Raw genomic sequence first — 22,398 nt, forward strand, 5'->3', positions numbered from 1 at the left:
CGGCGCCGCCCGGCCCGAAGGCGTGGGCCCTGCGGGCGGGGTCGCGGACCCCTTCGCGGACTTGCCTGCGGACTAGATGGAACGATCACTCTCATGGGGGCGGGTGGTGCCGGGTGGGGGGCGTGGGAGGGCGGCGGAGGGTGCCCCGCGTGTCGCCGGTGACCGGGTGCGAAACCTCCTCGGTGTGCCCAGCCCGCCGATTCCCGCGCGTCGGGATCCTGCTGCGGAGACCTGTCGATCCCGCAGCACCTCACCCCGGGGCGGCCGTACCCTGGCGTCATGGCTGAGCACTTGGGCGACCGGCTTTCCCGTCTTCGCCGACTCGCCGACCAGACGCAGGAGGGGTTGGCGGAGCGTTCCGGTGTGTCCGTCGACGTGATCCGGAAACTGGAGCAGAAGCGCAAGCACAGCGCCCGCCTGCCGACCCTGCACGCGCTCGCGCGGGGGCTTGAGGTCGAGTTGACCGCCCTGCTCGGGGATCCTCCCGGGGTGCCGTCCACGGGGGACGCCGATCCGCCCCAACTGGTCGCCGTGCGCCGGGCGATCATGCCGCCCCTGTTCGCACCACCACCCGAACCGTCGGGCACCGCGAGCCTTTCGCTGTCCCAGCTCCGTGCGGAGATCGCCCAGGGCTGGACCCTGTACCACGACGCGGACTTCGGGCGCCTGATGGACGCCCTCCCGGGGATCATCGCCGATGCCCGGTTCCTCGCCTCGGTGGGCAGCGCCGACCAGCGCGCGTCCGGGCAGGCGGCGTTGGGCAAGGCGCTGCAACTGGGCGGCCACCTCGCGATCCGGCTGGGGAAGACGGACTTGGCGCTGTCCGCGCTGGAGCGGGCGATGCTCGCGGCCGAGCAGTCCTCCGACCCTCTGCTCGCCCCTATGATCAGCAACTCCGTTGCCTGGAACTACCAGCGCCAGAATCGGCTGGGCGATGCCGGGCGGCTGGCGGTCCACGCGGCCGACGGCCTGGAACGCGAGCACGGTACGACATCGGCGGGAGTGCGGGTCTGGGGCGGCCTGATCATGTCCGCCGCCACCAGTGCGGCCCGCAGCGGTGATTACGCCACCGCCAGCGACATGATGCGTACGGCCGAGAACGCCACGCGCCGCCTCCGGAAGCTGCCGCCGCCCGCCGACGCCAGAATGGTGTCGGTCTTCAGCACCTCGTCCGTACGCATCGAGCGCGTCCGCCTGGCGGTTCAGCACGCCCGCCCCGAAGAAGCGCTGACCTTGGCCCGGGGTATGCGCCTGAGCGCGGACACGCCTCCGTCATGGCGTACCTGGCTGCTGCTGGACGTGGCACGCGCTCATGCGGATGTGGGGTACCCGGAAGGGGCGGTGAAGGCCCTGGAGTCCCTGCGGCGACTGGCTCCGGGCTGGATGCGCCACCACACGCTGGCCGTTTCCATCGTGAGCGACCTGTGGGCGGGTCCGGTCCGTCCCCCCGGCCTGCGCGCGATCGCCGACTTCCTGGGCGTCACCGCCGGATAGTGCCCCGAAACTAGGACGTTCCGTCCCTGTAGCCGCGCGGCCGTCGGCGAGATCGTCGAAGGGTGCAGACAACAGACAGCGAGGCCATGCCGGCGTACCCCTCGGAGCCCCGTCCCGGCCAGGTCGTATGGGACGCGGCCCGGGACCGCGTGGGCCGGGTGATGGGTACGGTCGGTGGATATGTGCAGTTACGGCCGCTCAGGGGCGGGCGGGAATGGGACGCCCATCCGGAGGACCTGCGCCCCGCGGTGCAGTCGGACGCCATGAGCAAGGAGCTGGCCGAGGTCAACTGCCGTAGTCGTGAGGTGCTGTGATGGCGGGCCCGGCCCGGCCGGAACGCGGACCCAGGGTGTGCGGGGCGGTGGCGGTGTTGCCGATGAGGCTGGCGGCCCTGGTCGTCGTGAGTGTTCGCGACTCGGCTGATCCGCTGTATCTGGAGACGTACCTGCGGTGTCCGCTGGAGGCGCATCGCACCGGTCCGCATGCCGCTCCGGCCTGGCGGTTGGACGACGCGCGCGGGGGCGAGGTGTGGGTGCGGTGGGCGGAAGGTGAGCCGCCGTCGTGTGCGCTGCGGCTGGCGGGCTGTGCCGGTCACCACGGCCCGACCGGCGACCGGGAGGAAGCCTGCACCCTGTTCGACGGCCACCCCGGCGGACACAGCCATCAGCTCGCCGATCCGGGGGACGCGGCGGTGCAGGCGCGTGACGAGTACGCCGAACTCCGGGCCGTCGTCGGGGACTGGCTCCGTGACCTGGGCTTCCCGCACACCGCGTAGTCGCGCCCGCCACCACCCGTGACACACCAGGACGTGCCCGGCACTACGGACAAGCCCTCAGCCTGCCGGTCAGTCTGCTCAAGGAGCTGAACGACCTATGCGCCACACCGCCGCCCGCGCTCTTCTGTGGCTGTTGGGGCGGGTGTTACCCGCCCACGGGCGTCACGCCGCGTCCGTTCTGAAACCGGACCCGGCGGAGCCCCGGAACCCTCCGGGGACCCCTCGCCGGGCCCCTTCCTGGGCCCGGCCGTGGGCCACGCCCATCCCCGCCCACGTCGCCGAACGGCATACCGCGCTACGCGGTGAGGACTGCCCGCTCGTACGCCCCTACGCGCTCCTCGACGACACCCCTCGGCTCCGCGTCCGCGGGGACCGTACGGACATCCCTCGCCCGCGCCGGAGGAACCTGGTCCGGGCGCCCCACGGGCCGGTGCTGGTCCTGCCGGCGCTCCCGGGCGGGGCCGTATGAACGCGACCGCTCTCACCACCCCGTATCCCGAACCCCTCACTGCGCACTGCACCCGCTGCGGGCGCCTCACCCACGCACCCATACCCACCCACTGGAGGGAACGCTCACTCCACTACGCCTGCCCGCGCTGCGCGCCCCACCTCACCCCCGGTCCCACCCCCGGCGAGCACGACCCGGCCGGGGTCAGGGCCCTGCGCTGAGGAGCTCCAGCTCCGCCGTCAGGTTGCGGCGGGCCGCCGCCTCCCATTCCCGGGCGCCGTGGGGGGTGTGGAACAGGCGGGGCAGGCCGAGGAGCTGGCGCAGTACGGCCGCGCGGCCCGTGCGGAAGGCGTCGTCGGGCACGAAGCCGTACTCCTCCCGTACGGCGGCGGCGTACGCGGCGTACGGCCCCGCCGCCGAGGCGAGGACCGCGAGATCGGCGTCGCACAGGACCGCGCCGTTGGTGTCGGAGCCGGCCGGGGCGTGGGTGACCGTGAGGCGTACCAGACGGGCGACTTCGGCCGTCGCGGGCTCGGAGAGACCGGCCTCCGGGAGGGCCCGTTCCGCGAGGCGGGCCGACCGCTCCTCGTTCTCGGAGCGGTCGGGGAGATAGACCGCGTCGTGGAACCAGGCGGCCAGGCGTACGAGATCGGGCTCGGCGGCGTACGCGGCGAGCGTGTCGATGTGGTCCAGGACAGCGATCAGATGAGCGCTGGTGTGGTAGCGCCGCTGCGGTTCGGCCCAGCGGGCGACGAGGTTGTCGGCGTACGGCAGCGGGTCGGGGCCGTCCGGTCCGGTCGGCCGCGCGGCGACGAGGGCGCGCGTCCAGCGGTCGCGGAGATCGGCGGAGGCGGAGTCGGCGCCGGTGGCGGTCATGCGCCGACTGTAGTCCGGCGGAATGACCGCCACGGGAGGACACTGGAAGGCAGCAAAGGCACGTACGCCACCCAGCCACACGGAGGCAGACACCATGATCGGAGTGATGATCGTCTTCGGACTGATCCTGGTGACCATCCTGACCGTGGCGATGTGGAGGGACGGACGGAGACGGGCGAAGCTCGTCACACCGAGCCCCGAGGAACAGCCACACCAGCCCGATCACCGGGAACACGTGGAGGAGATTCGCGAACAGGACGGGGAGGACTCCTTTCCCCACGACGGCGGTCGCCTCCTCCCGTACAACCTGAGGACCCACAGCACGCACAGCACCGGCAAGGGGCGTGAGTCGAGGCCCAAGCACGGCCCGAACGCCCACAGCGGGTCCTTCGGCAGCGGCGGCCTGGGCGGCTGAACGAACCGGTCCGGCCCCACCGGGGTGAACCCCGCCCGATCCAGCCCCTGCTGGGACCGGCCGGGTCCGGCCCGTACCCACGCATGGAAGGCACGACCGCCGGGACCGGCTCATCCCGGGACGGGCCCCTGGCCGCGAGCGGGACCGTGCCGGGCGATCACCCGGAGCCCGGTCACTCCGGGTGGTCGCCCCGTTCCGGTCGCCCCGTACCGAGCGACCGTTCCCGGCCGGGACGTCCCGCGGCGAGCGGTACGGAGCCGACCAGGACCGGCCGCTGCCCGGCCGCCGGGGCCGGGCAGACGACGGCGGGGGCCCGGGTGCACGTCACCCGGACCCCCGCTCACGCGCGGCGGCTGCCAAGCCGCCCCACACAGTGGCTACGAAGCCGCCTTGAACCCCCGCAGCCGCAGGCTGTTCCCGACCACGAACACCGACGAGAAGGCCATCGCCGCACCCGCGATCATCGGGCTCAGCAGCCCCATCGCGGCGAGCGGCAGCGCCGCCACGTTGTAGGCGAAGGCCCAGAACAGGTTCGAGCGGATCGTGCCCAGCGTCTTGCGCGCGAGGCGGATCGCGTCGGCCGCCGCCCGCAGGTCACCCCGTACGAGCGTGAGGTCGCTCGCCTCGATGGCCGCGTCCGTGCCCGTGCCCATCGCCAGACCCAGGTCGGCCTGGGCGAGCGCGGCGGCGTCGTTGACACCGTCGCCGACCATGGCGACGCTGCGGCCCTCGGCCTGGAGGCGCTTGACGACGTCGACCTTGTCCTCGGGCATGACCTCGGCGATCACCTCGTCGATGCCCACCTCCGCGGCCACCGCCTTGGCGACGGCCTCGTTGTCACCGGTCAGCAGGATCGGTGTCAGCCCCAGGCCCCGCAGCCGGGTGATGGCCTCGGCGCTGGTCTCCTTGACCGCGTCGGCGACCTCCAGGACCGCGCGGGCCTCGCCGTCCCAGGCCACGGTGATGGCGGTACGGCCACCGGCCTCGGCGTCCTCCTTGGCGCGCTTGAGCCCCTCGGGCAGCCGGATCTCCCACTCGGCGAGCAGCTTCTCGCGCCCCACCAGCAGGGCGTGGCCCTCGACGATGCCCTGGACACCGAGTCCGGGGATGTTGGCGAAGTCCTCGGGGGCCGGGAGCGTGCCGACCTTCTGGACGGCGCCGGCGGCGACGGCCTGGGCGATGGGGTGCTCGGAGGCGTTCTCCAGCGCGCCCGCCAGCCGCAGGACCTCGTCCTCGCCGGTCGAGTCGGCGGTGTGGACGGCGAGCAGGGTCATCTTGCCGGTGGTGACGGTTCCGGTCTTGTCCAGGACGACCGTGTCGACCTTGCGGGTGGTCTCCAGGACCTCGGGGCCCTTGATCAGGATGCCCAGCTGGGCACCGCGGCCCGTGCCGACCATGAGGGCGGTCGGGGTCGCGAGGCCGAGGGCGCAGGGGCAGGCGATGATCAGTACGGCGACGGCGGCGGTGAAGGCGGCCGCCCAGCCCTCGCCCATCGTCAGCCAGGTGACGAGTGTGCCCAGCGCCAGCAGGATCACGATCGGCACGAAGACGCCGGAGATCTTGTCGGCGAGCCGCTGGGCGGCGGCCTTGCCGTTCTGCGCCTCCTCCACGAGCTTGGCCATCCGGGCGAGCTGGGTGTCGGCGCCGACGCGGGTGGCCTCGACGACGAGCCGGCCGCCCGCGTTCAGGGTGGCGCCGGTGACGCCGTCGCCCGGGGCGACCTCGACGGGCACGGACTCGCCGGTCAGCATGGAGGCGTCCACGGCGGACGAGCCCTCGACCACGATGCCGTCGGTGGCGATCTTCTCACCGGGGCGTACGAGGAACCGGTCGCCGACCGCCAGCTCGGCGGTGGGGATACGGACCTCCCGGCCGTCCCGCAGTACGGTGACCTCCTTCGCGCCCAGCTCCATCAGGGCCTTCAGCGCGGCGCCCGCCTTGCGCTTGGAACGGGCCTCGAACCAGCGCCCGGCGAGGATGAAGGCGGTGACGCCCGCCGCGGCTTCCAGGTAGATGTTCGAGGAGCCGTCGCTGCGGGAGATGGTCAGCTCGAAGGGGTGGGTCATCCCGGGCATTCCGGCGTGGCCCCAGAACAGCGCGTAGATCGACCACGCGAACGCGGCCGTCGTGCCGACCGAGATCAGGGTGTCCATGGTGGCCGCGCCGTGGCGCAGGTTCTTCCAGGCGGCGCGGTGGAAGGGCCAGCCCGCGTAGACGACGACGGGAGCGGCGAGGGTGAGTGAGAGCCACTGCCAGTACTGGAACTGGAGGGCGGGGATCATCGCCATCGCGATGACGGGCACGGACAGGACGACGGCGGTGATGACCCGCTCCCGCAGGGTCCGCAGCTCGTCGTCCTCCTCTTCCTCCTCCTGCGCGCCCCCGGCCCCGCCGGGACCGGGCGCCCCGGCCTCACGCTTGGGCCTGGGCTCGGCGGCGGTGTAGCCGGTGGCTTCGACGGTCCCGATGAGATCCTGTACGGAGACGTCCTCGCTGAAGGTGACCTTCGCCTTCTCGGTGGCGTAGTTCACCGTCGCCTCGACGCCGTCCATGCGGTTGAGCTTCTTCTCGATACGGGCCGCACAGGAGGCGCACGTCATCCCGCCGATGGCGAGTTCGACCTCATTGTGGGTGGCTGTGTGCGCCACGATTCCTCCCTGTCCGGTACCTGATACCCCTGGGGGGTACCTCGTCTGGTCTCATATATACCCCCTCTAGGTATATCTTGCAAGTCCGGATCTCCCTGGTGTGGGGGTCTTCTCATCTGCCCGCTGATGCGTCGCGACAGTGGGCGCACTACCCTTGGCATTGGACTAGACCTATCTGTCGTCCCTCGTCGTCACCGCTGTGCCAGGAGGATTGGGTTCACATGAGCAACCGTGCAGTCCTGGAGGTGATCGCCCTGGACGCCGAGGACGCGGTCGCCGCCCGGTCCGGAGGGGCGGACCGGCTGGAGCTGGTCACCGACATCGCGGCGGACGGACTGACCCCGCCGCGGGAGACCTTCGCCCGGATCCGCGCCGCGGTCGACATCCCCCTGCGCACGATGCTCCGGCTGGCCGACGGATTCTCCGCGGGCACGCCCGAGGACGTCGATGCGCTCCTCCGGGCCGCGGCGGACCTGCGGGCGGAGGGCGCCGAGGAGTTCGTCCTCGGTTTCCTCGACGACTCCGGCGGCCCGGACGTGAGGACCCTGGAGCGGATCCTCGCGGAGGTGCCCGGCTGCCGCTGGACCTTCCACCGCGCGATCGACCGCGCCGCCGACCGCGACGCCCTGCGCAAGCAGCTCGCGGATCTGCCGGGCCTCGACACCTATCTCACGGCGGGCTCCCCGAAGGGCGTGGACGACGGCCTCGGCACCCTCGTCGCGGAAGCCGCCCGCACGGGCGAACCCGGCTACGAGCCCTGCCTCCTCGTCGGCGGCGGTCTCCGCCTCGACCACCTCCCCGCCCTGCTCGCCGCGGGCATCGACGCCGTCCACATCGGCGGCGCGGCCCGGCCGCAGGGATGGACGGGCCCGGTGAGCGCGGACGCGGTACGGGAGTGGCGGCACGCGATCGACGCGTGATCGGGAGAGCCCCGACCGGACCGCGGACGGGCCGATCGGCCCCTGGCGCGGGGCCGGACATCGAGCGGGCGCCGGATGCGGGCGGACATCGGGCGGGCGGTGGGCGCGCGCATGGCTGTACGCCGGACCCGGGCTCCGGCCGGACCCCGGGCAGGCCGCGCATCAGACCGTCGGCCATGGCTCTGCCGATGCGGCACGGCACTGCCGACCCGCGCGGCGACCGGGGAGGGAGCCCGTCAATGACCGAGACGGCGCTCCGGGGTGAGGTGCGGGAACGGCTGGATCGGTTCGAGCGCGGGCGGGAGCCGGCCTGCGAGGCTCATGCGCCGACCGATGTGACCCGTGAGCATGCCGCCGACTTCCGGGCGACATGCCGGGGATGAGGCCGGGTTCCGTCCAGGTATCGGTATGCGACTCTCCGCCGCCGCGGGCGCGCCGTACGCCGGGGCCGGCGCGGCGGTCGGATCCGGAGCGGTATCTCCTGTGCCTGGGGCTTTCCCGGCCACGCCCACATCAGCCGCGTCATCCGCGGCACCTATGACATCCCCCGCAGAGCACCGGGACAACTCCCGGCGGCGGAGAGGGAGTCGACGGCACCCGGGGGAGTCTCCGGCAGGGGATGGTCATCATCGCGGCGGGAGGCTGTGCTCGGTACGCCGCACCTTCAGCGCGTCGCCGGCGCCCTCGTTGCCGCTGACCCGGCCGAGCGGCTGAAAGTCCGCCCGGCCGGGTCCGTACGACACTCCGATCCAGCTCAGCAGCCGGTGGCGTTGAAATCCCAGAATGCGGCCCGGGTCGCGGGTCCGGCGATCCCGTCGACGACAAGGCCGTAGCCGTGGATGTTCAGGTAGCGCTGCAGTGCCCTGATCGTGTTGGGTCCGACCTCTCCGTCGACGGTACCGGCGTTGAGGCCCATGTCGTTGAACTTCCTCTGCGCCGCCTTCCAGCTGTTGGCGCCCAGCTGCCCGTCGATCGCACCGGGGTTGTAACCCGTGTCGCGCAGCCAGCACTGCCAGTTCTTGGCCCGCTGTGTGTTCAGGCCGAGGTTGTTCACTGCGAGGATGGAGACGTCCTGGGCGCTTAACGCGGGTCCGGCAGCCGGCGGGGACGCCGCGTAGCCGGCACTCGCGCCCGCCAGGCTCCCGGCGGCGATCCCGACGATGGCAGCAGCGCTGACGATCATCCTCGTGCAAGCAGGTCGCATGTTCTCCTCTTTCCTGGTGTGGGAAGTGGTACCTGTCCCCCCGGGGCGCCCATGGCCTCGTACCGCAGAGGAGCGGCGTATCCAGGGGCGATTCGGCCACGCGGTATCAGCGAGTCCTCAGACTGCTGTGAAGGTGCGGTGCATTCGGCGTGGTGTCCGCCCGATGCCTGCGGGGGACGCCCGGACGTGGCTCTGTACCTCGTGTGCCGGGTCTCGGAACAGTTCCGTGGTGAGGCCCTTGAGCACAGGATTCTGCACGGGGCGCGCCGAGGTGTCGTTGACTGTCCGCGACAGGCTGTTGCCCATGCGCGCCACGCCGTTGGTGAGCGGCCGCCCCGGCGGCTACGGGCGGCACCGGCCGGCTCCCGGGCGCCCCTGACCCGACGGGGCATCTGGCGCATCCCCGGACATCTGTCACGCCCCTATGGGAGTGCTTTTCGGTCGGCTTGGATGAGGGATGAGAACGTCCCAAGCCCCCACTAGGCTGCCGGACATGCCTTCGAACCCTGTTGAACTGGTGATCTTCGACTGCGACGGTGTCCTCGTGGACAGCGAGCGGATCTGCGTCGAGGTGGACGCGGTGATCATGGCCGATCTCGGTGTCCCGTTCACCGAGGCGGAGATCATCGAGCACTTCGTCGGCTCCTCCAGCGAGGTCTACACGGCCATCGTGGAGGAACGCCTCGGCCGCCGCCTGGAGGAGGGCTGGCACCAGCCGTACGAGCATCTCTACCACGCGGCCCTCGCGGACCGGCTCACCGAGGTCGACGGCATCACGGAGGCCCTGGAACGCCTCACCACCCCCTTCTGCCTCGCCTCCAACAGCTCGCACCAAAGCATCAGGCGCAGCCTGGAGATCACCGCGCTGAGCCCCCACTTCGAGGGCCGGGTCTTCAGCGCCGCGGACGTGCCCCGCGGCAAGCCCGCCCCCGACCTCTTCCTCCACGCCGCCGCCACGCTGGGTGTCGCGCCTGCCAACTGCGCTCAACGGACCGTCGCGCACCGGGTATCGGCACCGAGTGGGACTCCGAACGCGAAGCCGACCGCTTCGCCGTCCTCATAACCGGCGGTTGCGGTCCAGCCCGGCCGGGACGCGTAGCCCGTGAGGCGCTCGTCGAACCGTTCGACATCGTAGAACGGGCCGGTCAGCCCGAAGTCGCGATGGCGTACTTCCGCATGGATGTCGAGGAGGCTCTGCCGGATCTCGGGCAGTCCTTCGGCTGTGTAGTGCCGGATCTCGACCGTCACAGGTGGTGGCCCCTTCCGGTGGTGAACTGGTTCGCCCAGGAGACGGTGGCTTGGGCGCCGGGAGCCGTCGTGGACATGCCCTCACTGTGCTCAGGACCTGCCGCCGGGGGCCCGGTCGACGGCGAACACCCCGCGACGGCCGGTTGAACAGACGGACTGCCCCCGGTCGCTGCCATGGCCGCCCTTCTGGAACGGAGGAATCGATGAGCAACGACAAGACCCCCGCGCCCGGCCGGGTGATGGGTCACCCCGGGGCTCAGTCGCTGACCGGCTCGGCTCCGTGCGCCGACGCGATCGCGTCGATCCGCCGCGCGAGATCAAAGTCCGCTGCGGTGAGCCGGTGGCCCGCATCGTGGGTGGTGATCCCAAACCGCACGCGATCCCATCGCAGATCGATATCGGCATGGTGGCCGATCAGCCGCTCCACATCGGCAATGTGAACGATCATCGCCACCCCGCCGTGATACCGGATCCCGTACCGGCGCTGGATCTCGTGCCCGGCACGGGTCCAGCCGGGTACCTCCCGCAGCGCGGCGGCGATCTGCTCCTCGGTCAGCGGTACCGGGGCCTCTGCCACGTCATCCCCTCTCGGTCACGGGCGCCAGGACCTCGGCGAGGTCCCGGCCGACCGGGGCATCGTGCCATGGCCGCATCGCCCGTTCCAGGGTGGTCAGTTCCCGGGCCATGCGGGCGGACCGGGTCTCGACTGCGATGTCTGCAGCGGTGCGCGCGATCTCCAGGGCTTGGTCGGGCTGTCGGGCTGCCGCTGCGGCGGTGGCGTGCCGGGCCAGATAGACCCCGCGGTCCCGGCGGGCTGTCTCCGGGACCGCCGTCAGGACAGGACCTGAGACCAGAGCGACACCGCCTCGGCACCGAGCCCGAGCCGCCCGTAGCAGGTGGCCCGCTGCACCTCCAGGTAGCCCGGGGTCCTCCGGCAGGCGTTTCCCCATGGGAGGTCGTCGTCGACCCGGGGCAGCAGGCCATCCGCCTGGTCAATGAGCCGGTCCACAGCCGACCGGTCGCCGATGAGGCTCGCGCCATGGGCCTGCTGCTGGAGCGACATCACCCGCACCTTCGGGGCGAGGCGGCCGGCGTCATCGAGGGCGGCCTCGCACAGGTCGACGACCGCGTGCCCGTCGCCCAGGTCGGTGCGGACCTGAGCCTGGTTCACCAGCGAGTAGCCGATCAAATGCGGGTCGCGGGACCGCACGGCTATCTCCTGGGTGACACCCCGCCAGAAAGCGGCGCCGTCCATGTCTCCAGCATCCTGATAGAGCCAGCCCACCAGCGCGGCGTACGCGGCGCCGACACGGAGCAGACCGCGCCGCGTCTCACCCTGCGCAGACCGGACCAGCTTGTCGATCAGCTGGTACTGCGCGGACACCGTGCCGATCAGATCGTGCGGCCCGAGGAACATGTCCGCGCGGTAATGCCCCTCCAACTGCTCCTGGAAGTAGTCGATCAGCGCGGGGTCGACATGCTGTGCCGCAACCGGTCCGGCCACCAGCGCCGCAGCGGTGACGGAGACGAAAGCGCGCCGTTTCACGTCTGCCTCCTCATGGTGCTCGGGCCGGATCCACCCCGGCGGCGTCGTGAAACCCAGGTCCTCGGGCCAGCGGCCGAAAACGTCATGGACGACGATCGCGGTCTCCTCCGCAGGCCAGCCTGGGCGGCTGCCCTCCCAGCGCCGCCAGGTCCGCGCGGACACAGTGAAATGCGGATCGTCCAGGAGCCGCTGCCCGTGCTTCTGCAACTGGGCGGCGGCCTGCTCGATGGTTCGCCAACCGCGTCCCAAGCGCGCGGCCCACAGCGCGTCGTTACGTTCCACGGACCCAGTCTGAGGTGTCATGGCGCCTGTCTCCGGCCGTGGCCGCCGCATGGCCACGCATGGCCACCCGGCGGCCTATTCGGTACTCGCCGTACACACCCATCATCAGTGCGTGACAGCAGGGGTGTACAGCAGTCGGACGCAAGATCCCTCACCCGAATGCCGGGGGACGATCCATGATGACGCTCAAGGTGTATCGCGTAAGCCCTGACGGGCAGCGCACGCCCGTCTCGCCGACCGTGACCGTCGGCAGCTCGGAGGACGGCAGGGACCAGCCTCCCCCCGTCAAGTTGGCTTATCCCCCGTGCAGTTGCCCCCGCTGCCCCGGGATCGACCGCTGATGGAGATGCAGACGTGGCGGAATGCCCGTGCCGTGGCGGAGACTGCGGCCCTCGCGCTTCAGACCGCGTTCGACGCCTTCGGGATCCCGGAACGGGCCTGCCCCACGGTCCGGCCGCTGGTGTCGACGTCCGGCCGTGCCTACGTCGAAGTCGGGCTGCTCCATCCTGACGTGGCGGAACAGGTCGCCGAGACCCTGCGCCGGTCGGCCGTCCGCACGCCACCGTCCGGCCCGACCGAACTGCGGTGGCTCGACACCGGATCCGGGCCCGGGGCCATGGTCCCCGTCACCCCGACCGTGCCGGACGGGGACACTCCCGCCTGACCACCGCCCGCGGCCCCTCAACGCACCGCGGGCGATCCCAGGCCCCGGCCCGCCCCCCTCGGCATCGGCAGGCCGGGGCCCACCCCACGACTCCACCACCGAGGAACCAAGACGACCATGGCCAACTGCATCTCCCGTGCCCTGCGGAGCATGCTCGCGTTACTCGCCCTCGGGTACGCCGCCCGACGGGTCCCACGTCCGCCCATCCCCCCATCCCGCCACCGACGGTGAACCCCTGGGCCCGTCCCTGGACGGCACCCACCAGGGCCGAGGCCCGCGCCGCCTTCCAAAACCAGTCCGGGACCACACTTCCGCCCCGCACCCCGCGACGGCGGCTGCTCATCGAACCGCACGGACCCCATCTCACCAGACCGGCCCCCGTAAGAACCACCCGCAGCGGGACCGGGCGGGGGTGGGCGCAATGACCCGCGAAGGGCTCACCCACAACCCCACCCGTCCCAGCGGCGGAACCTGCCTCACCTGCGGCCGCCACTCCACCGCCGCCGTCGAGATCGGTTACGTCCCCGACCCCGGCGGCCCCGGACTCACCGGTACGCCTGCCCGCAGCACGCCACAGCGCACCCCCCAGGACCCACCCCCGGCGAACTCCCCACACCGGACCCGGCGAACCCGCCTGGTGGGACAGCGCAACGGCTGCCATGGCCACGCGAGTTCACCGCTACCTCGCCGTCTTCGGGCTGGTCTTCGGCGCATTCGACTTCGCTGTAGACCACGCCGGGACATGGTGGTTCCTGGAGTGCAACCCGTCGGGCCAGTGGGCGTGGCTGGAGCCGGAAACCGGGCTTCCCCTGGTCGCTGCCATGGCTGACCTTCTGGAACGGAAGAACCGATGAGCTACGACAAGACCCTCCGCGAGGACCTGGCCGCCCGGCTCACCGCCGGCGGGCACCTGCAATCGACCCGGTGGCGTCAGGCCCTACTCGACGTCCCCCGGCACGAGTTCCTGCAAGGCGGCTTCTTCCGGCGAGTGGACGCCACCGGCCCGACGGGCTGGGAGCCGGTCATGCCCGACGAACCGGCCTGGCTCCCGGCCTGTTACACGGACGAATCGCTGGTGACCCAGATCGCCGGCACGATCGTGCCCTCCGACATCCGGGGACAGATCCTCCGGCAGCCGACCAGCTCCAGCACCCTGCCGGGTCTCGTCGTACGGATGCTGGAAGACCTCCAGGTCGAGGACGGCTCACGCGTACTGGAGATCGGCACCGGCACCGGCTATTCGACCGCGCTCCTGTGCCACCGCCTGGGTGAGGAGAACGTCACGTCGATCGAAGTCGACGAGGATGTGTCGACCCGGGCCCGCAGAGCCCTGGCGACCGTCGGCCACGCGCCGAACCTGGTTGTGGGTGACGGCCTGGACGGGTACTCCGAGGGGGGACTCTACGACCGGATCGTCGCCACCTGCGGGGTACTGGACATTCCGCCCGCGTGGCTCGCCCAGACGCGGCCCGGCGGCCGGATCCTGGCGACGGTGTGCGGCTGGATGTACTCCTCCGAGCTGGCCCGTCTGACCGTGGACGGCGACGGAGCTGCCCGCGGCAGACTGCTGGGCGGCCAGATCTCCTTCATGCTGGCCAGGCCCCACCTTCCGCCACCGCTCGGCATGTTGCCGGACGTGAACGAGGGCGAGGAACGCCGAGCGGTCATCGGGGCGGATGCCCTGGACGACTGGACCACGAGGTTCGTCGCCCAGCTCGCAGCGCCACGGACCCAGCGGATCCAGATCCCCCGCGACGACGACACCCGTCACGTCTTCCTCGACGTTGACGCGGGATCATGGGCGGCCCTTCACCGCGACGGCGAGCACTGGACCGTACGCCAAGGCGGCCCGGACCGCCTGTGGAACCGGATCGAGGACCACCTCACCCACTGGCGGCAAGCAGGGGCACCGGGCCTCGAACAATTCGAGATCATCGCCACACCGGACAAGCAGACCGTTACCTGGCCGCGAAAGCACCCGTGAAACGCGCTCGCACTCCACAGGGAGGAAACCGGCGACGGAGCCCCCGCACCGAACGCTTCAGCTCAAGCGATCGGTGCGGGGGCAATGAGAGGGCGCTCAACCGGCTTCACACCCCATTGTCAAGGGGAGGCGGCCGGAGAGAGCCGGAAGAACAGAGTCAGCGGACGTCGACGTAGTCGCCCGCGGTGAGGACCGGGGCGATCTGCGGCGTGCCCGCGTACCGGTAGCGCCAGTAACCGTCGGTGGTCGCCTTGACCGCGGCCTTCAGGTTGCCCTTGCTGTCGGTCTTCACGGTCTTGACGGGCGTGTACTTCGTGGAGCCCTTCTTGCGGAACTCCAGCACGACCGACTGGCCGGAGTAGGCGGAGTACACCTCCCGGTCCCAGTTGACGATCTTCAGATTGCCGGTGACCGTGAGGGTCTTGTTCTTCTTGACGGGTTCGGGCGCCGCGTTCACGGTGAGCTTGCTGTCGCGCAGCACGGAGAACGACTTGGCGTTGTCGATCACGGTGGCGCCGAGGGCGTCACCCGAGAGGGCGCCGATCTGGGTCTTCCAGGTGCCGGCCCAGCGGTTCTCCAGGTCGAGCCAGGGGATCACCGTGTAGTCCGAACGGCAGACGGGGGCGGCCCCGGTGCAGTTCTTCGCGTAGAACTCGTCGGCCAGGAAGAAGGCGTCGGTGGTCTCGGGGTCCGTGCCGGCCCACGGCACGGCGAAGCCCTCCTGGATGCCGGAGGGAGAGGTGGCCTTGAAGGTCAGCGTGAACTTCTTGTCGGCGAGCCCGACGACGAGCGGCTTGCCGCCGTTGACGATGACGTTCGAGATCGTCGGGTTGGGCCCGGCGGCGACCCGCGCCTTCGCCGAAGCGCCCGAGCGCTGCTTGGCCTTGGCCTCGGCGACGGCGTCCGCGCGGAGCTTCTCGGCGGCGGCCCGGTCCGGTCGCGGCCGGTCGTCCGCCTGGACGGTGGAGGCGGCCAGGGTGGTCAGTACCAGCGCGCCGGTGACGGCGGCGGCTGATGCACGCATGCGCATATGTTCCCCAGTTTCAGATCGGGACACCGAGACGCGGTCACGCGTCGTCGAGGCGCCCAGAGGTCTGTGTCGCTGTTCCAGACACGGACGGCGCGTAAATGGTTGCGCGAGGATCCGGAGATTCTGTGAACCCGCTGTCGGGCGCCTGAGAATCTACTCGTGTGCGGTGTGCCGCTCCGCGGGCCGGTCGCCCAGGGCGGCGGGCAGCGGGCCCCGGTGGAGCACCGTGAGCCCCGAGACCGCCCGCGTCAGCGCCACGTACAGCCGGCGCAGCCCGGTCCGCTCGTCCGGCTCGCCCGCGACGACCGACGCCGGGTCGTCCAGGACGACGTAGTCGTACTCCAGGCCCTTCGCCAGGGACGCGGGGACGAGGGTCAGCCGGGACTCGGCCGTCGTCCGCGTGCCCGGGGCGAGGTAGGCGACGGACGCGGCGGTGAGCGCGGACGCCAGCGCCTCGACCCGCGCGTCCGCCGCGATCAGCCCGATCGAGCCCTCCCGGAGCAGGGACTCCCGGCAGGCCGCGAGGACCGCCGCGTCCAGCTCGCCGGGCCCGCCGCCCACCTCGCGGACCTCCAGCGAGCCGGGCGACTCGCGCACCGAGGTGACCGCCATCAGCCCGGGGGACATGTGCGGAAGGAGCCGGGAGGCGTACGCGATGACCTCGCGCGGCACCCGGAAACCGGCGGTCAGCTCCTCCACCGCCGCGTCGGGCTTGCCGAGATGGGACAGCGCCTCCCGCCAGCTCGCCGTCGCCCACGGTGTCGTGCCCTGTGCCAGATCGCCCAGCACGGTCGCCGAACCCGTCGTACAGCGCCGCCCCACCGCCCGGTACTGCATCGGGGACAGGTCCTGTGCCTCGTCGAGGACGATATGCCCGAGCGAACGGGTCCGTCGCACCAGGTCCGCCGCCTCGTCGATCAGGACGGCGTCCGCCGGGGACCACCGCGCGCTCCGGGGGCCGCGCGGGGGCTTGGTCCACAGGATCGTCCGCTGCTCCTCCGCGCTCAGCAGGCCCTCGGCGTGCGCGGCCAGGAACTGCGGGTCGGAGAGCAGCCGCAGTACGAGCTTCGCCGGGTCCACCGGCGGCCACAGCGCCTTGACGGCCGCCTTCACGGCGGGATTTCGGGCCACGGCGTCCTGGACCCGGTCGTCGGGCGCCTCGCCCGCCTGCTCCATGCGCACGAGCACCGCGTGGGCGATCCGCTGCGGAAGGGCCTCGCGGGCGGCGCCGTAGCGGATGTCCCGCGCCAGCAGCTCGCGGACGATCTCCTCCAGTTCGTACCCCGGGATCCGCCAGCGCCGCGACCCGCGGACGACGACGACCGGCTCGGCCGGCAGCGTGACATGGGAGTGGAGCGCGCGGCGCAGCACCTCCGCCATGCGGGCGTCGCCCTTGACGACCGCGGCGGCGGCCCCGTCGGTGCCGCGCACCTCGACATGCGCCACCAGGTCGTCGACCGTGGCCTGCTCGACCCCCAGCTCGCCCAGCGCGGGCAGGACCTGCTCGATGTAGTGGAGGAAGGAACGGTTCGGCCCGATGACCAGGGTGCCCGTGCGGGCCAGCCGCTCCCGGTGCGCGTACAGCAGATAGGCGACCCGGTGCAGTCCGACCGCGGTCTTGCCGGTGCCGGGCCCGCCCTGCACACAGAGCGTGCCGCCGAGCCCGGACCGGACGATCTCGTCCTGCTCCGGCTGGATGGTGGCGACGATGTCCCGCATCGGGCCCACGCGCGGGCGTTCGATCTCCTGCTGGAGGAGCCTGCTGGTGCCCGCCGTCTCCGCGGGGTCGCTCAGACGCTCGTCCTCGTACGCGGTGAGGTCGCCGGCCGTGTAGCCGAAGCGCCGCCGCAGCTCCACGTCCAGGGGGTCCTTCCGCGTCGCCCGGTAGAACGGCTGGGACACCGGCGCCCGCCAGTCCACGACCATCGGGTCGCCGTGCCCGTCGTGGACGTGGCGGCGGCCGATGTAGAAGCTCCGGCCCTCGTGGACAGTGCGCAGATAGTCGAGGCGGCCGAAGAAGAGGGGGGTGTGGGCGAGATCGGCCAGTTCCTTGATCCGCGCCTCCGTCCGGGCCTCCAGCACCCGCGCGTTGACCCAGTTCGCGGTGACGTCCCGGATGTCCAGGGCCTCCACCTCGTGGCGCATGGTGCGCAAGGCGGCGCGGGAAGCGGACAGATGCGAGCGTTCCCGGGCAAGCGGGTCATCGGACACGGGTCGAGGGGCGTGCGCGGGCACAGGTTGCCTCCGGCGGAGCTGCGGTGGGGTTCAGGGCAAGGCGATAACCGGCCGGTTTCCGTCCGGGCGGCGGCGCTCCTCGGCGGGAGGCGGGCAGACGGACGATTCTAGTCCGGCGGGCCGCCCGGGGGCGAACGGCTTTCCCGCGGTGCCCCGGACCGCCCGGGCGTTCTTCGCCCGGCCCCTACTCGTGAGTACGGGCCGGTTCTTGTGTACGCGGAGCCCGCGGACTCCGCGACGTAGAGGGTCGGAAGCATCAGAAATGCCGGAAATGCCTGAATTGTCGGAGAGTTCCGGAAGGACCCGCGGCTCACGGGTCCGCGCGAGGGGCGAGCGGCGGTGAAGTGCCGGACGGACCAGGGGAAACGGCCCGGGTGCCACGGGGAGGACCCGGGCTCCTCCTGAGGTGTCGCCCCCGTAGGGGATCCCGTATGCCTGGAGTCGTACACGGGCCCGCGCGGGGTTCCGTCCAAGGACCGATGCGCCCGGGCGCCCCGGAATCCATGATGGATACATGAGCACAACAGCCTTCACCCCGACAGCCAAGATCCCCCGGCCCCGGCCCCGACCCCACCAGGGCGCCACCGCGACCGGCGTCCCGCACGCACCGCATCGCGTGGGCAACGCCCTGCGCGCGGTCAAGGTGTTCGCCACCGCGATCTTCAGCGTGGCGGTCCTCGGGGAGTACGCGGAGGAGGCGGGCGTGCGCCGCTGAGCCCGAGACCCCCGGCCGCACGCACCGACGGACCGACGCACCTTCGCACCCCGCACCGAAGCCCGGCGACCCACCCGAGCGGAACCGCTGCCGGTGAGCCCGGCACCGACCCGACCCCGCCGACACCCGACCCACGAACCGCCCGCACCGACTCACCCGCACCTGGTACCCCCGGACCGCCGCGCCCAGTTCACGGCCCGCTGCCCCTGAGCCCCCGCCCGGCGGCATCCGTGCCGGAGGCCCCGCGCCGGGCCGGACCCGCGCAGGGCGGCACCCGCGCCGGACGGCATTCCGCCGAGCCGGACCCTCCCGCCGTTCCACGGACTCCCCGTGATCCACTAGTAGGGTCGCGGCCGTGACGTACCGGACCGTGAGCCTTCGATCACTCACCATCGTCTTCGCCCTCGCCCTGGCCGCTCTCTGCACCGCCCGGCGCGTCCCCATGGCCGACACCCTCGCGTACGGTTTCACCGTGACCGCGGGGCAACTGCCCACCGGCCATCCGCCCTTCGCCGCGATCCTCCTCGTACCGGCGACCTGGCTGCCGGCCACGGCGCTCAAAGTCGCGTTCGTCGCGGGGAACGCGCTGCTCCTCGCCCTGCTCGTACGGCTCTGCTGCCGCGTCGCGGGTCTGAACGCGCCCGTGCCCGTACTCCTCGCCGCCCTCGCCGCCGGTACCTGGCTCGAACCGGACGTCACCCTCGCGCTCGTCTGTCTCGTGCTGTGGGACCTCTCGCGCGACGAACGGGCCATCGGCAAGGGCTTCCCGCTCGGTGTCGCCGCCGGGGTCGCCCTCACGCCCGCCGTTTTCATCCTCTATCTGCTGTTCACGGGCCGGGTACGGGCCTCGCTCACGGCCCTCGCCTCGCTCACCGCCACCGTGCTCCTGGGCGCGCTCGTCCTCCCGCACGCCAGCGCGGACTTCTGGGGCCGCCGGGTCCTCGACACGCTCGGCGCGGGCATCGGCGGCGCGCACCAGCTGGCCTGGTACGTCCCCCTGCTGGCGGTCCTGTGGCTGAGTAGCCGTACTCACGCCCCGGCCCCGGGAATTGAGCAGTCCGACCGACGCGCCGGGCCCGCCGCCGGGCTTGGATGAAGGCATGACGACAACCGGCACACCCGCGTCCGAGGCCACGGGCAACACCACGGCGATCCGTGTGATCGCCGGTACCGGCATGCTGTTCCTGATCGGGGCGTGGGTGCTGTGCGCGGCGCTCGCCCTGATCGACGCGCACGAGACCGACGGCGTCGGAGGCCCTCTGGTCGAGGCCGGGTTCACCGTGCTGTGGCCCGCGGCGATCGCGGGGCTGGCGGCGCTGTTCCTGCCCGCGGAGGCACTGACCGACAAAGTGCGCGGCTGGATCACCGCGATCCAGTACGCGCTGACCGTGGCCGCGCCCGTGCTGGTGGCCCTGGACGCGTGAGCGCCGCCGCACCCGCCGGCTCAGGCACGTTCCGCCGCACCCGCCGGCTCATGGACCCGCCGCCGCACCCGCCCCGGCGCCGGCGGCCCCGCGAACCGCCGCCTCATGGACGTGCCGGCTCACGCACCCGCCGCCGCGCCCGCTCAGGAACCCAGCAGCTCGTCCGCGTCCACGATCCGGTACGCGTACCCCTGCTCCGCCAGGAACCGCTGCCGGTGCGCCGCGAAGTCCTGGTCGATGGTGTCGCGGGCGACGACCGAGTAGAAGCGGGCCTCGTGCCCGTCCGCCTTCGGGCGCAGCACACGGCCGAGCCGCTGCGCCTCCTCCTGCCGGGAGCCGAAGGTGCCCGAGACCTGGATGGCGACGGTGGCCTCCGGCAGATCGACGGAGAAGTTCGCCACCTTGGAGACGACGAGCACGGAGATCTCGCCCTGCCGGAACGCCTCGAACAGCTTCTCCCGCTGGGCGTTCGACGTCTCTCCCTTGATGACCGGCGCGTTCAGATGCTCGCCCAGCTCGTCGAGCTGGTCGATGTACTGGCCGATGACGAGGGTCTGCTCACCCCGGTGCCGGGCGACCAGCGCCTCCGCCACCTTGCGCTTGGTCTCGGTGGTGGCGCAGAAGCGGTACTTCTCCTCCGTCTCGGCGGTGGCGTACGCGAGCCGCTCGGAGTCGGTGAGGTTGACCCGTACCTCCACGCAGTCCGCGGGAGCGATGTACCCCTGTGCCTCGATCTCCTTCCAGGGCGCGTCGAACCGCTTCGGGCCGATGAGCGAGAAGACGTCCGACTCGCGGCCGTCCTCCCGGACGAGCGTGGCCGTCAGACCGAGCCGCCGCCGGGCCTGGAGATCGGCGGTGAACTTGAAGACGGGCGCGGGCAGCAGATGCACCTCGTCGTAGACGATCAGACCCCAGTCGCGGGAGTCGAACAGCTCCAGATGCGGATAGACGCCCTTCCGCCTGGTGGTCAGCACCTGATAGGTGGCGATGGTGACCGGCCGGATCTCCTTGCGCGCACCGCTGTACTCGCCGATCTCCTCCTCGGTCAGCGAGGTCCGCTTCACCAGCTCGTGCTTCCACTGCCGGGCGGAGACGGTGTTGGTGACCAGGATCAGGGTCGTGGCCTTCGCCTGGGCCATCGCACCCGCCCCGACGAGCGTCTTGCCGGCGCCGCAGGGCAGCACGACGACGCCCGAGCCGCCGTGCCAGAACCCCTCGACCGCCTGCTTCTGGTACGGGCGCAGGGCCCAGCCGGACTCGTCGAGATCGATGCGGTGGGCCTCGCCGTCGACATAGCCCGCGTGGTCCTCGGCGGGCCAGCCCAGCTTCAGCAGGGTCTGCTTGATCTGCCCCCGCTCGGAGGGATGGACGGCGACCGTGTCGGGGTCGAGCCGCGCGCCCACCAGAGGCTGGACCTTCTTCGACCGGAGGATCTCCTCCAGGACGGGCCGGTCGGTCGTCGTCAGCACCAGGCCGTGGACGGGGTGCTTGGAGAGCGTGAGACGGCCGTAGCGGGCCATCGTCTCGGCGACGTCGACGAGGAGCGCGTGCGGTACGGGGTACCGGCTGAACTCGACGAGCGCGTCCACGACCTGCTCGGCGTCGTGCCCGGCCGCCCGCGCGTTCCACAGGCCGAGCGGGGTCACCCGGTAGGTGTGCATGTGCTCGGGGGCGCGTTCCAGTTCGGCGAAGGGCGCGATGGCGCGCCGGCACGCGTCGGCCTGCTCGTGGTCGACCTCCAGGAGGAGGGTCTTGTCGCTCTGGACGATCAGAGGTCCGTTCACACCGCGCCCTTTCGGTCGGTCAAACCTCCAGTGTGCCGTACTCGCCCCGCTCGCCCGCCCGCGCCGCCGTCCCGGGTGCCCGGGGCCCGGGTGTCCGGGTGCCCTGAGTACCGGGGCGGCGGAAGGAATGAGTACGCGTACGGTGCCGCTCGGCGGCCCCGCGCGGTTTCCTGGGTCCATGACGAGCCAGTGGAATCCGCACGGGTACGACAGGCCCTCCGGAGACAACCCGCCTCCCGGGGCCTTCGGGCCCTCCGGTTCGTTCGGCCCGCCTCCGCCGCCCGGGTCGTACGGCCCGCCCGGGGCGCCCGCCGCCGACCTGCCGGACGAGCGCTGGTGGCTGGTGCCCGCGGTGGGCACCCCGCTGGCGGTGCTGCTGGCGTTCATCGACTTCCGTACGACCGAGCCGGGGTTCCCCGCGGTGCTGGCGCTGGGCTACCTCGTGCCGTTCGCCCTGGTGGCGGCGAGCTGGCTGCTCGGCAGGACCGCGCGGCGCCGCAAGCCGCGGACGGTGCTCGCGGCCCTCGGCTGCCTGCTCGCGTTCTGCTACACCGAGGCCGTCCTGCTGATCCTGGCCCTGGTGTGGTTCGGGAGCATCTTCCTCAAGGTCGTGCAGGCCACGTTCGGCGGATAGCGGCCTGATCGCGGCCCGGCGGGGCAGGGCCGGAGAGGCCGGGAGGGCCGAGGACACCCGAAGCGCGGGCAG

21 protein-coding genes and 1 pseudogene are annotated in these 22,398 nt (G+C 71.9%); 14 read left to right on the forward strand and 8 right to left on the reverse strand.

Features of this window, described 5'->3' with window-relative positions:
• Window positions 1–279: 279 nt before the first annotated feature.
• The 3 genes from ACFYT4_RS22205 to ACFYT4_RS22215 all read left to right on the forward strand — a co-directional run bounded on the left by ACFYT4_RS22205 (window position 280) and on the right by ACFYT4_RS22215 (window position 2,269).
• Window positions 280–1,494 carry a helix-turn-helix transcriptional regulator gene (locus ACFYT4_RS22205; protein WP_389271536.1) on the forward strand — a complete coding sequence of 405 codons (1,215 nt, stop codon included), beginning with the start codon at window positions 280–282 and terminating at the stop codon, window positions 1,492–1,494.
• A gap of 62 nt (window positions 1,495–1,556) precedes the next feature.
• Window positions 1,557–1,808 carry a hypothetical protein gene (locus ACFYT4_RS22210; protein ID WP_389271539.1) on the forward strand — a complete coding sequence of 84 codons (252 nt, stop codon included), beginning with the start codon at window positions 1,557–1,559 and terminating at the stop codon, window positions 1,806–1,808.
• Between the two features lie 62 nt (window positions 1,809–1,870).
• Window positions 1,871–2,269, forward strand: a complete 399-nt coding sequence (locus tag ACFYT4_RS22215; RefSeq protein WP_389271542.1) for a hypothetical protein — start codon at window positions 1,871–1,873, stop codon at window positions 2,267–2,269.
• A gap of 652 nt (window positions 2,270–2,921) precedes the next feature.
• Here ACFYT4_RS22215 and ACFYT4_RS22220 read toward each other — a convergent pair.
• On the reverse strand, window positions 2,922–3,593 hold the full coding sequence (locus ACFYT4_RS22220; RefSeq protein ID WP_389271545.1) for a hypothetical protein: 672 nt from the start codon (window positions 3,591–3,593) through the stop codon (window positions 2,922–2,924).
• Window positions 3,594–3,687: 94 nt separating this feature from the next.
• On the opposite strand from ACFYT4_RS22220, the gene ACFYT4_RS22225 reads away from it, so the two are divergent.
• Window positions 3,688–4,008: a DUF6479 family protein gene (locus ACFYT4_RS22225; protein WP_389271547.1), complete on the forward strand. Its 321-nt coding sequence runs from the start codon at window positions 3,688–3,690 to the stop codon at window positions 4,006–4,008.
• A gap of 377 nt (window positions 4,009–4,385) precedes the next feature.
• Here the strand turns inward: ACFYT4_RS22225 and ACFYT4_RS22230 are convergent, their stop codons facing one another.
• The gene (locus ACFYT4_RS22230; RefSeq protein ID WP_389271550.1) at window positions 4,386–6,656 is read right to left on the reverse strand and encodes a heavy metal translocating P-type ATPase; all 2,271 of its coding nucleotides are present in this window, start codon (window positions 6,654–6,656) and stop codon (window positions 4,386–4,388) included.
• A gap of 221 nt (window positions 6,657–6,877) precedes the next feature.
• Here ACFYT4_RS22230 and ACFYT4_RS22235 point away from each other — a divergent pair, with 221 nt between their 5' ends.
• Window positions 6,878–7,576, forward strand: a complete 699-nt coding sequence (locus tag ACFYT4_RS22235) for a copper homeostasis protein CutC (protein WP_389271552.1) — start codon at window positions 6,878–6,880, stop codon at window positions 7,574–7,576.
• Window positions 7,577–8,330: 754 nt separating this feature from the next.
• Here the strand turns inward: ACFYT4_RS22235 and ACFYT4_RS22240 are convergent.
• On the reverse strand, window positions 8,331–8,780 hold the full coding sequence (locus tag ACFYT4_RS22240) for a peptidoglycan-binding protein (protein WP_389271555.1): 450 nt from the start codon (window positions 8,778–8,780) through the stop codon (window positions 8,331–8,333).
• 493 nt (window positions 8,781–9,273) lie between these two features.
• On the opposite strand from ACFYT4_RS22240, the gene ACFYT4_RS22245 reads away from it, so the two are divergent.
• Both ACFYT4_RS22245 and ACFYT4_RS22250 read left to right on the forward strand, forming a co-directional pair.
• Window positions 9,274–9,843: an HAD family hydrolase gene (locus tag ACFYT4_RS22245; RefSeq protein WP_389271558.1), complete on the forward strand. Its 570-nt coding sequence runs from the start codon at window positions 9,274–9,276 to the stop codon at window positions 9,841–9,843.
• A 98-nt stretch (window positions 9,844–9,941) separates the two neighbouring features.
• The gene (locus tag ACFYT4_RS22250) at window positions 9,942–10,175 is read left to right on the forward strand and encodes a hypothetical protein (protein WP_389271561.1); all 234 of its coding nucleotides are present in this window, start codon (window positions 9,942–9,944) and stop codon (window positions 10,173–10,175) included.
• Between the two features lie 109 nt (window positions 10,176–10,284).
• Here the strand turns inward: ACFYT4_RS22250 and ACFYT4_RS22255 are convergent, their stop codons facing one another.
• Window positions 10,285–10,605, reverse strand: coding sequence for a 4a-hydroxytetrahydrobiopterin dehydratase (locus tag ACFYT4_RS22255; protein WP_389271564.1), 321 nt, complete (start codon window positions 10,603–10,605; stop codon window positions 10,285–10,287).
• 255 nt (window positions 10,606–10,860) lie between these two features.
• A complete protein-coding gene (locus ACFYT4_RS22260; protein ID WP_389271567.1) occupies window positions 10,861–11,856 on the reverse strand; it encodes a Twin-arginine translocation pathway signal in 996 nt (331 codons plus the stop codon).
• A gap of 340 nt (window positions 11,857–12,196) precedes the next feature.
• On the opposite strand from ACFYT4_RS22260, the gene ACFYT4_RS22265 reads away from it, so the two are divergent.
• From ACFYT4_RS22265 to tgmC, 3 genes and pseudogenes are all read left to right on the forward strand, one after another.
• Window positions 12,197–12,520 carry a hypothetical protein gene (locus ACFYT4_RS22265; protein WP_389271570.1) on the forward strand — a complete coding sequence of 108 codons (324 nt, stop codon included), beginning with the start codon at window positions 12,197–12,199 and terminating at the stop codon, window positions 12,518–12,520.
• A gap of 677 nt (window positions 12,521–13,197) precedes the next feature.
• A pseudogene (locus tag ACFYT4_RS22270) lies at window positions 13,198–13,374 on the forward strand (ATP-grasp ribosomal peptide maturase); the annotation flags it as partial.
• Window positions 13,371–14,504 (forward strand): ATP-grasp peptide maturase system methyltransferase, encoded by a 1,134-nt coding sequence (gene tgmC, locus ACFYT4_RS22275; protein WP_389271573.1) that lies wholly within the window; start codon window positions 13,371–13,373, stop codon window positions 14,502–14,504. The pseudogene ACFYT4_RS22270 and the gene tgmC, both read left to right, overlap by 4 nt.
• Window positions 14,505–14,661: 157 nt before the next feature.
• On the opposite strand, the gene ACFYT4_RS22280 is transcribed toward tgmC, so the two are convergent.
• Window positions 14,662–15,528, reverse strand: coding sequence for a calcium-binding protein (locus tag ACFYT4_RS22280; RefSeq protein ID WP_389271576.1), 867 nt, complete (start codon window positions 15,526–15,528; stop codon window positions 14,662–14,664).
• A 159-nt stretch (window positions 15,529–15,687) separates the two neighbouring features.
• Window positions 15,688–17,745: a HelD family protein gene (locus tag ACFYT4_RS22285; RefSeq protein WP_389271578.1), complete on the reverse strand. Its 2,058-nt coding sequence runs from the start codon at window positions 17,743–17,745 to the stop codon at window positions 15,688–15,690.
• Window positions 17,746–18,283: 538 nt separating this feature from the next.
• On the opposite strand from ACFYT4_RS22285, the gene ACFYT4_RS22290 reads away from it, so the two are divergent.
• The 3 genes from ACFYT4_RS22290 (at window position 18,284) to ACFYT4_RS22300 (ending at window position 19,908) form a co-directional block, all read left to right on the forward strand.
• On the forward strand, window positions 18,284–18,484 hold the full coding sequence (locus ACFYT4_RS22290) for a hypothetical protein (RefSeq protein WP_389271581.1): 201 nt from the start codon (window positions 18,284–18,286) through the stop codon (window positions 18,482–18,484).
• Between the two features lie 355 nt (window positions 18,485–18,839).
• Window positions 18,840–19,580: a glycosyltransferase 87 family protein gene (locus ACFYT4_RS22295; RefSeq protein WP_389271584.1), complete on the forward strand. Its 741-nt coding sequence runs from the start codon at window positions 18,840–18,842 to the stop codon at window positions 19,578–19,580.
• 4 nt (window positions 19,581–19,584) lie between these two features.
• The gene (locus ACFYT4_RS22300; RefSeq protein ID WP_389271587.1) at window positions 19,585–19,908 is read left to right on the forward strand and encodes a hypothetical protein; all 324 of its coding nucleotides are present in this window, start codon (window positions 19,585–19,587) and stop codon (window positions 19,906–19,908) included.
• A 143-nt stretch (window positions 19,909–20,051) separates the two neighbouring features.
• Here the strand turns inward: ACFYT4_RS22300 and ACFYT4_RS22305 are convergent, their stop codons facing one another.
• Window positions 20,052–21,692 (reverse strand): DNA repair helicase XPB, encoded by a 1,641-nt coding sequence (locus tag ACFYT4_RS22305; RefSeq protein ID WP_389271590.1) that lies wholly within the window; start codon window positions 21,690–21,692, stop codon window positions 20,052–20,054.
• Window positions 21,693–21,870: 178 nt separating this feature from the next.
• Between ACFYT4_RS22305 and ACFYT4_RS22310 the strand changes: the two genes are divergently transcribed.
• Complete coding sequence (locus ACFYT4_RS22310) at window positions 21,871–22,326, forward strand: hypothetical protein (protein WP_389271593.1); 456 nt, start codon at window positions 21,871–21,873, stop codon at window positions 22,324–22,326.
• The last annotated feature ends 72 nt before the right edge of the window (window positions 22,327–22,398 follow it).

The organism is Streptomyces sp. NPDC004609, from assembly GCF_042873655.1.
Taxonomy (GTDB): domain Bacteria; phylum Actinomycetota; class Actinomycetes; order Streptomycetales; family Streptomycetaceae; genus Streptomyces.

What these genes read in the sequence shown, in the direction of transcription:
- ACFYT4_RS22220 (WP_389271545.1), bottom strand. Translation starts at nt 3,593, where the DNA reads ATGACCGCCACCGGCGCCGACTCCGCCTCCGCCGATCTCCGCGACCGC.
- ACFYT4_RS22205 (WP_389271536.1), top strand. Translation starts at nt 280, where the DNA reads ATGGCTGAGCACTTGGGCGACCGGCTTTCCCGTCTTCGCCGACTCGCC.
- ACFYT4_RS22235 (WP_389271552.1), top strand. Translation starts at nt 6,878, where the DNA reads ATGAGCAACCGTGCAGTCCTGGAGGTGATCGCCCTGGACGCCGAGGAC.
- ACFYT4_RS22290 (WP_389271581.1), top strand. Translation starts at nt 18,284, where the DNA reads ATGAGCACAACAGCCTTCACCCCGACAGCCAAGATCCCCCGGCCCCGG.
- ACFYT4_RS22240 (WP_389271555.1), bottom strand. Translation starts at nt 8,780, where the DNA reads ATGCGACCTGCTTGCACGAGGATGATCGTCAGCGCTGCTGCCATCGTC.
- ACFYT4_RS22265 (WP_389271570.1), top strand. Translation starts at nt 12,197, where the DNA reads ATGGAGATGCAGACGTGGCGGAATGCCCGTGCCGTGGCGGAGACTGCG.
- ACFYT4_RS22225 (WP_389271547.1), top strand. Translation starts at nt 3,688, where the DNA reads ATGATCGGAGTGATGATCGTCTTCGGACTGATCCTGGTGACCATCCTG.
- ACFYT4_RS22215 (WP_389271542.1), top strand. Translation starts at nt 1,871, where the DNA reads ATGAGGCTGGCGGCCCTGGTCGTCGTGAGTGTTCGCGACTCGGCTGAT.
- tgmC (WP_389271573.1), top strand. Translation starts at nt 13,371, where the DNA reads ATGAGCTACGACAAGACCCTCCGCGAGGACCTGGCCGCCCGGCTCACC.
- ACFYT4_RS22250 (WP_389271561.1), top strand. Translation starts at nt 9,942, where the DNA reads ATGGCGTACTTCCGCATGGATGTCGAGGAGGCTCTGCCGGATCTCGGG.
- ACFYT4_RS22280 (WP_389271576.1), bottom strand. Translation starts at nt 15,528, where the DNA reads ATGCGTGCATCAGCCGCCGCCGTCACCGGCGCGCTGGTACTGACCACC.
- ACFYT4_RS22245 (WP_389271558.1), top strand. Translation starts at nt 9,274, where the DNA reads ATGCCTTCGAACCCTGTTGAACTGGTGATCTTCGACTGCGACGGTGTC.
- ACFYT4_RS22310 (WP_389271593.1), top strand. Translation starts at nt 21,871, where the DNA reads ATGACGAGCCAGTGGAATCCGCACGGGTACGACAGGCCCTCCGGAGAC.
- ACFYT4_RS22300 (WP_389271587.1), top strand. Translation starts at nt 19,585, where the DNA reads ATGACGACAACCGGCACACCCGCGTCCGAGGCCACGGGCAACACCACG.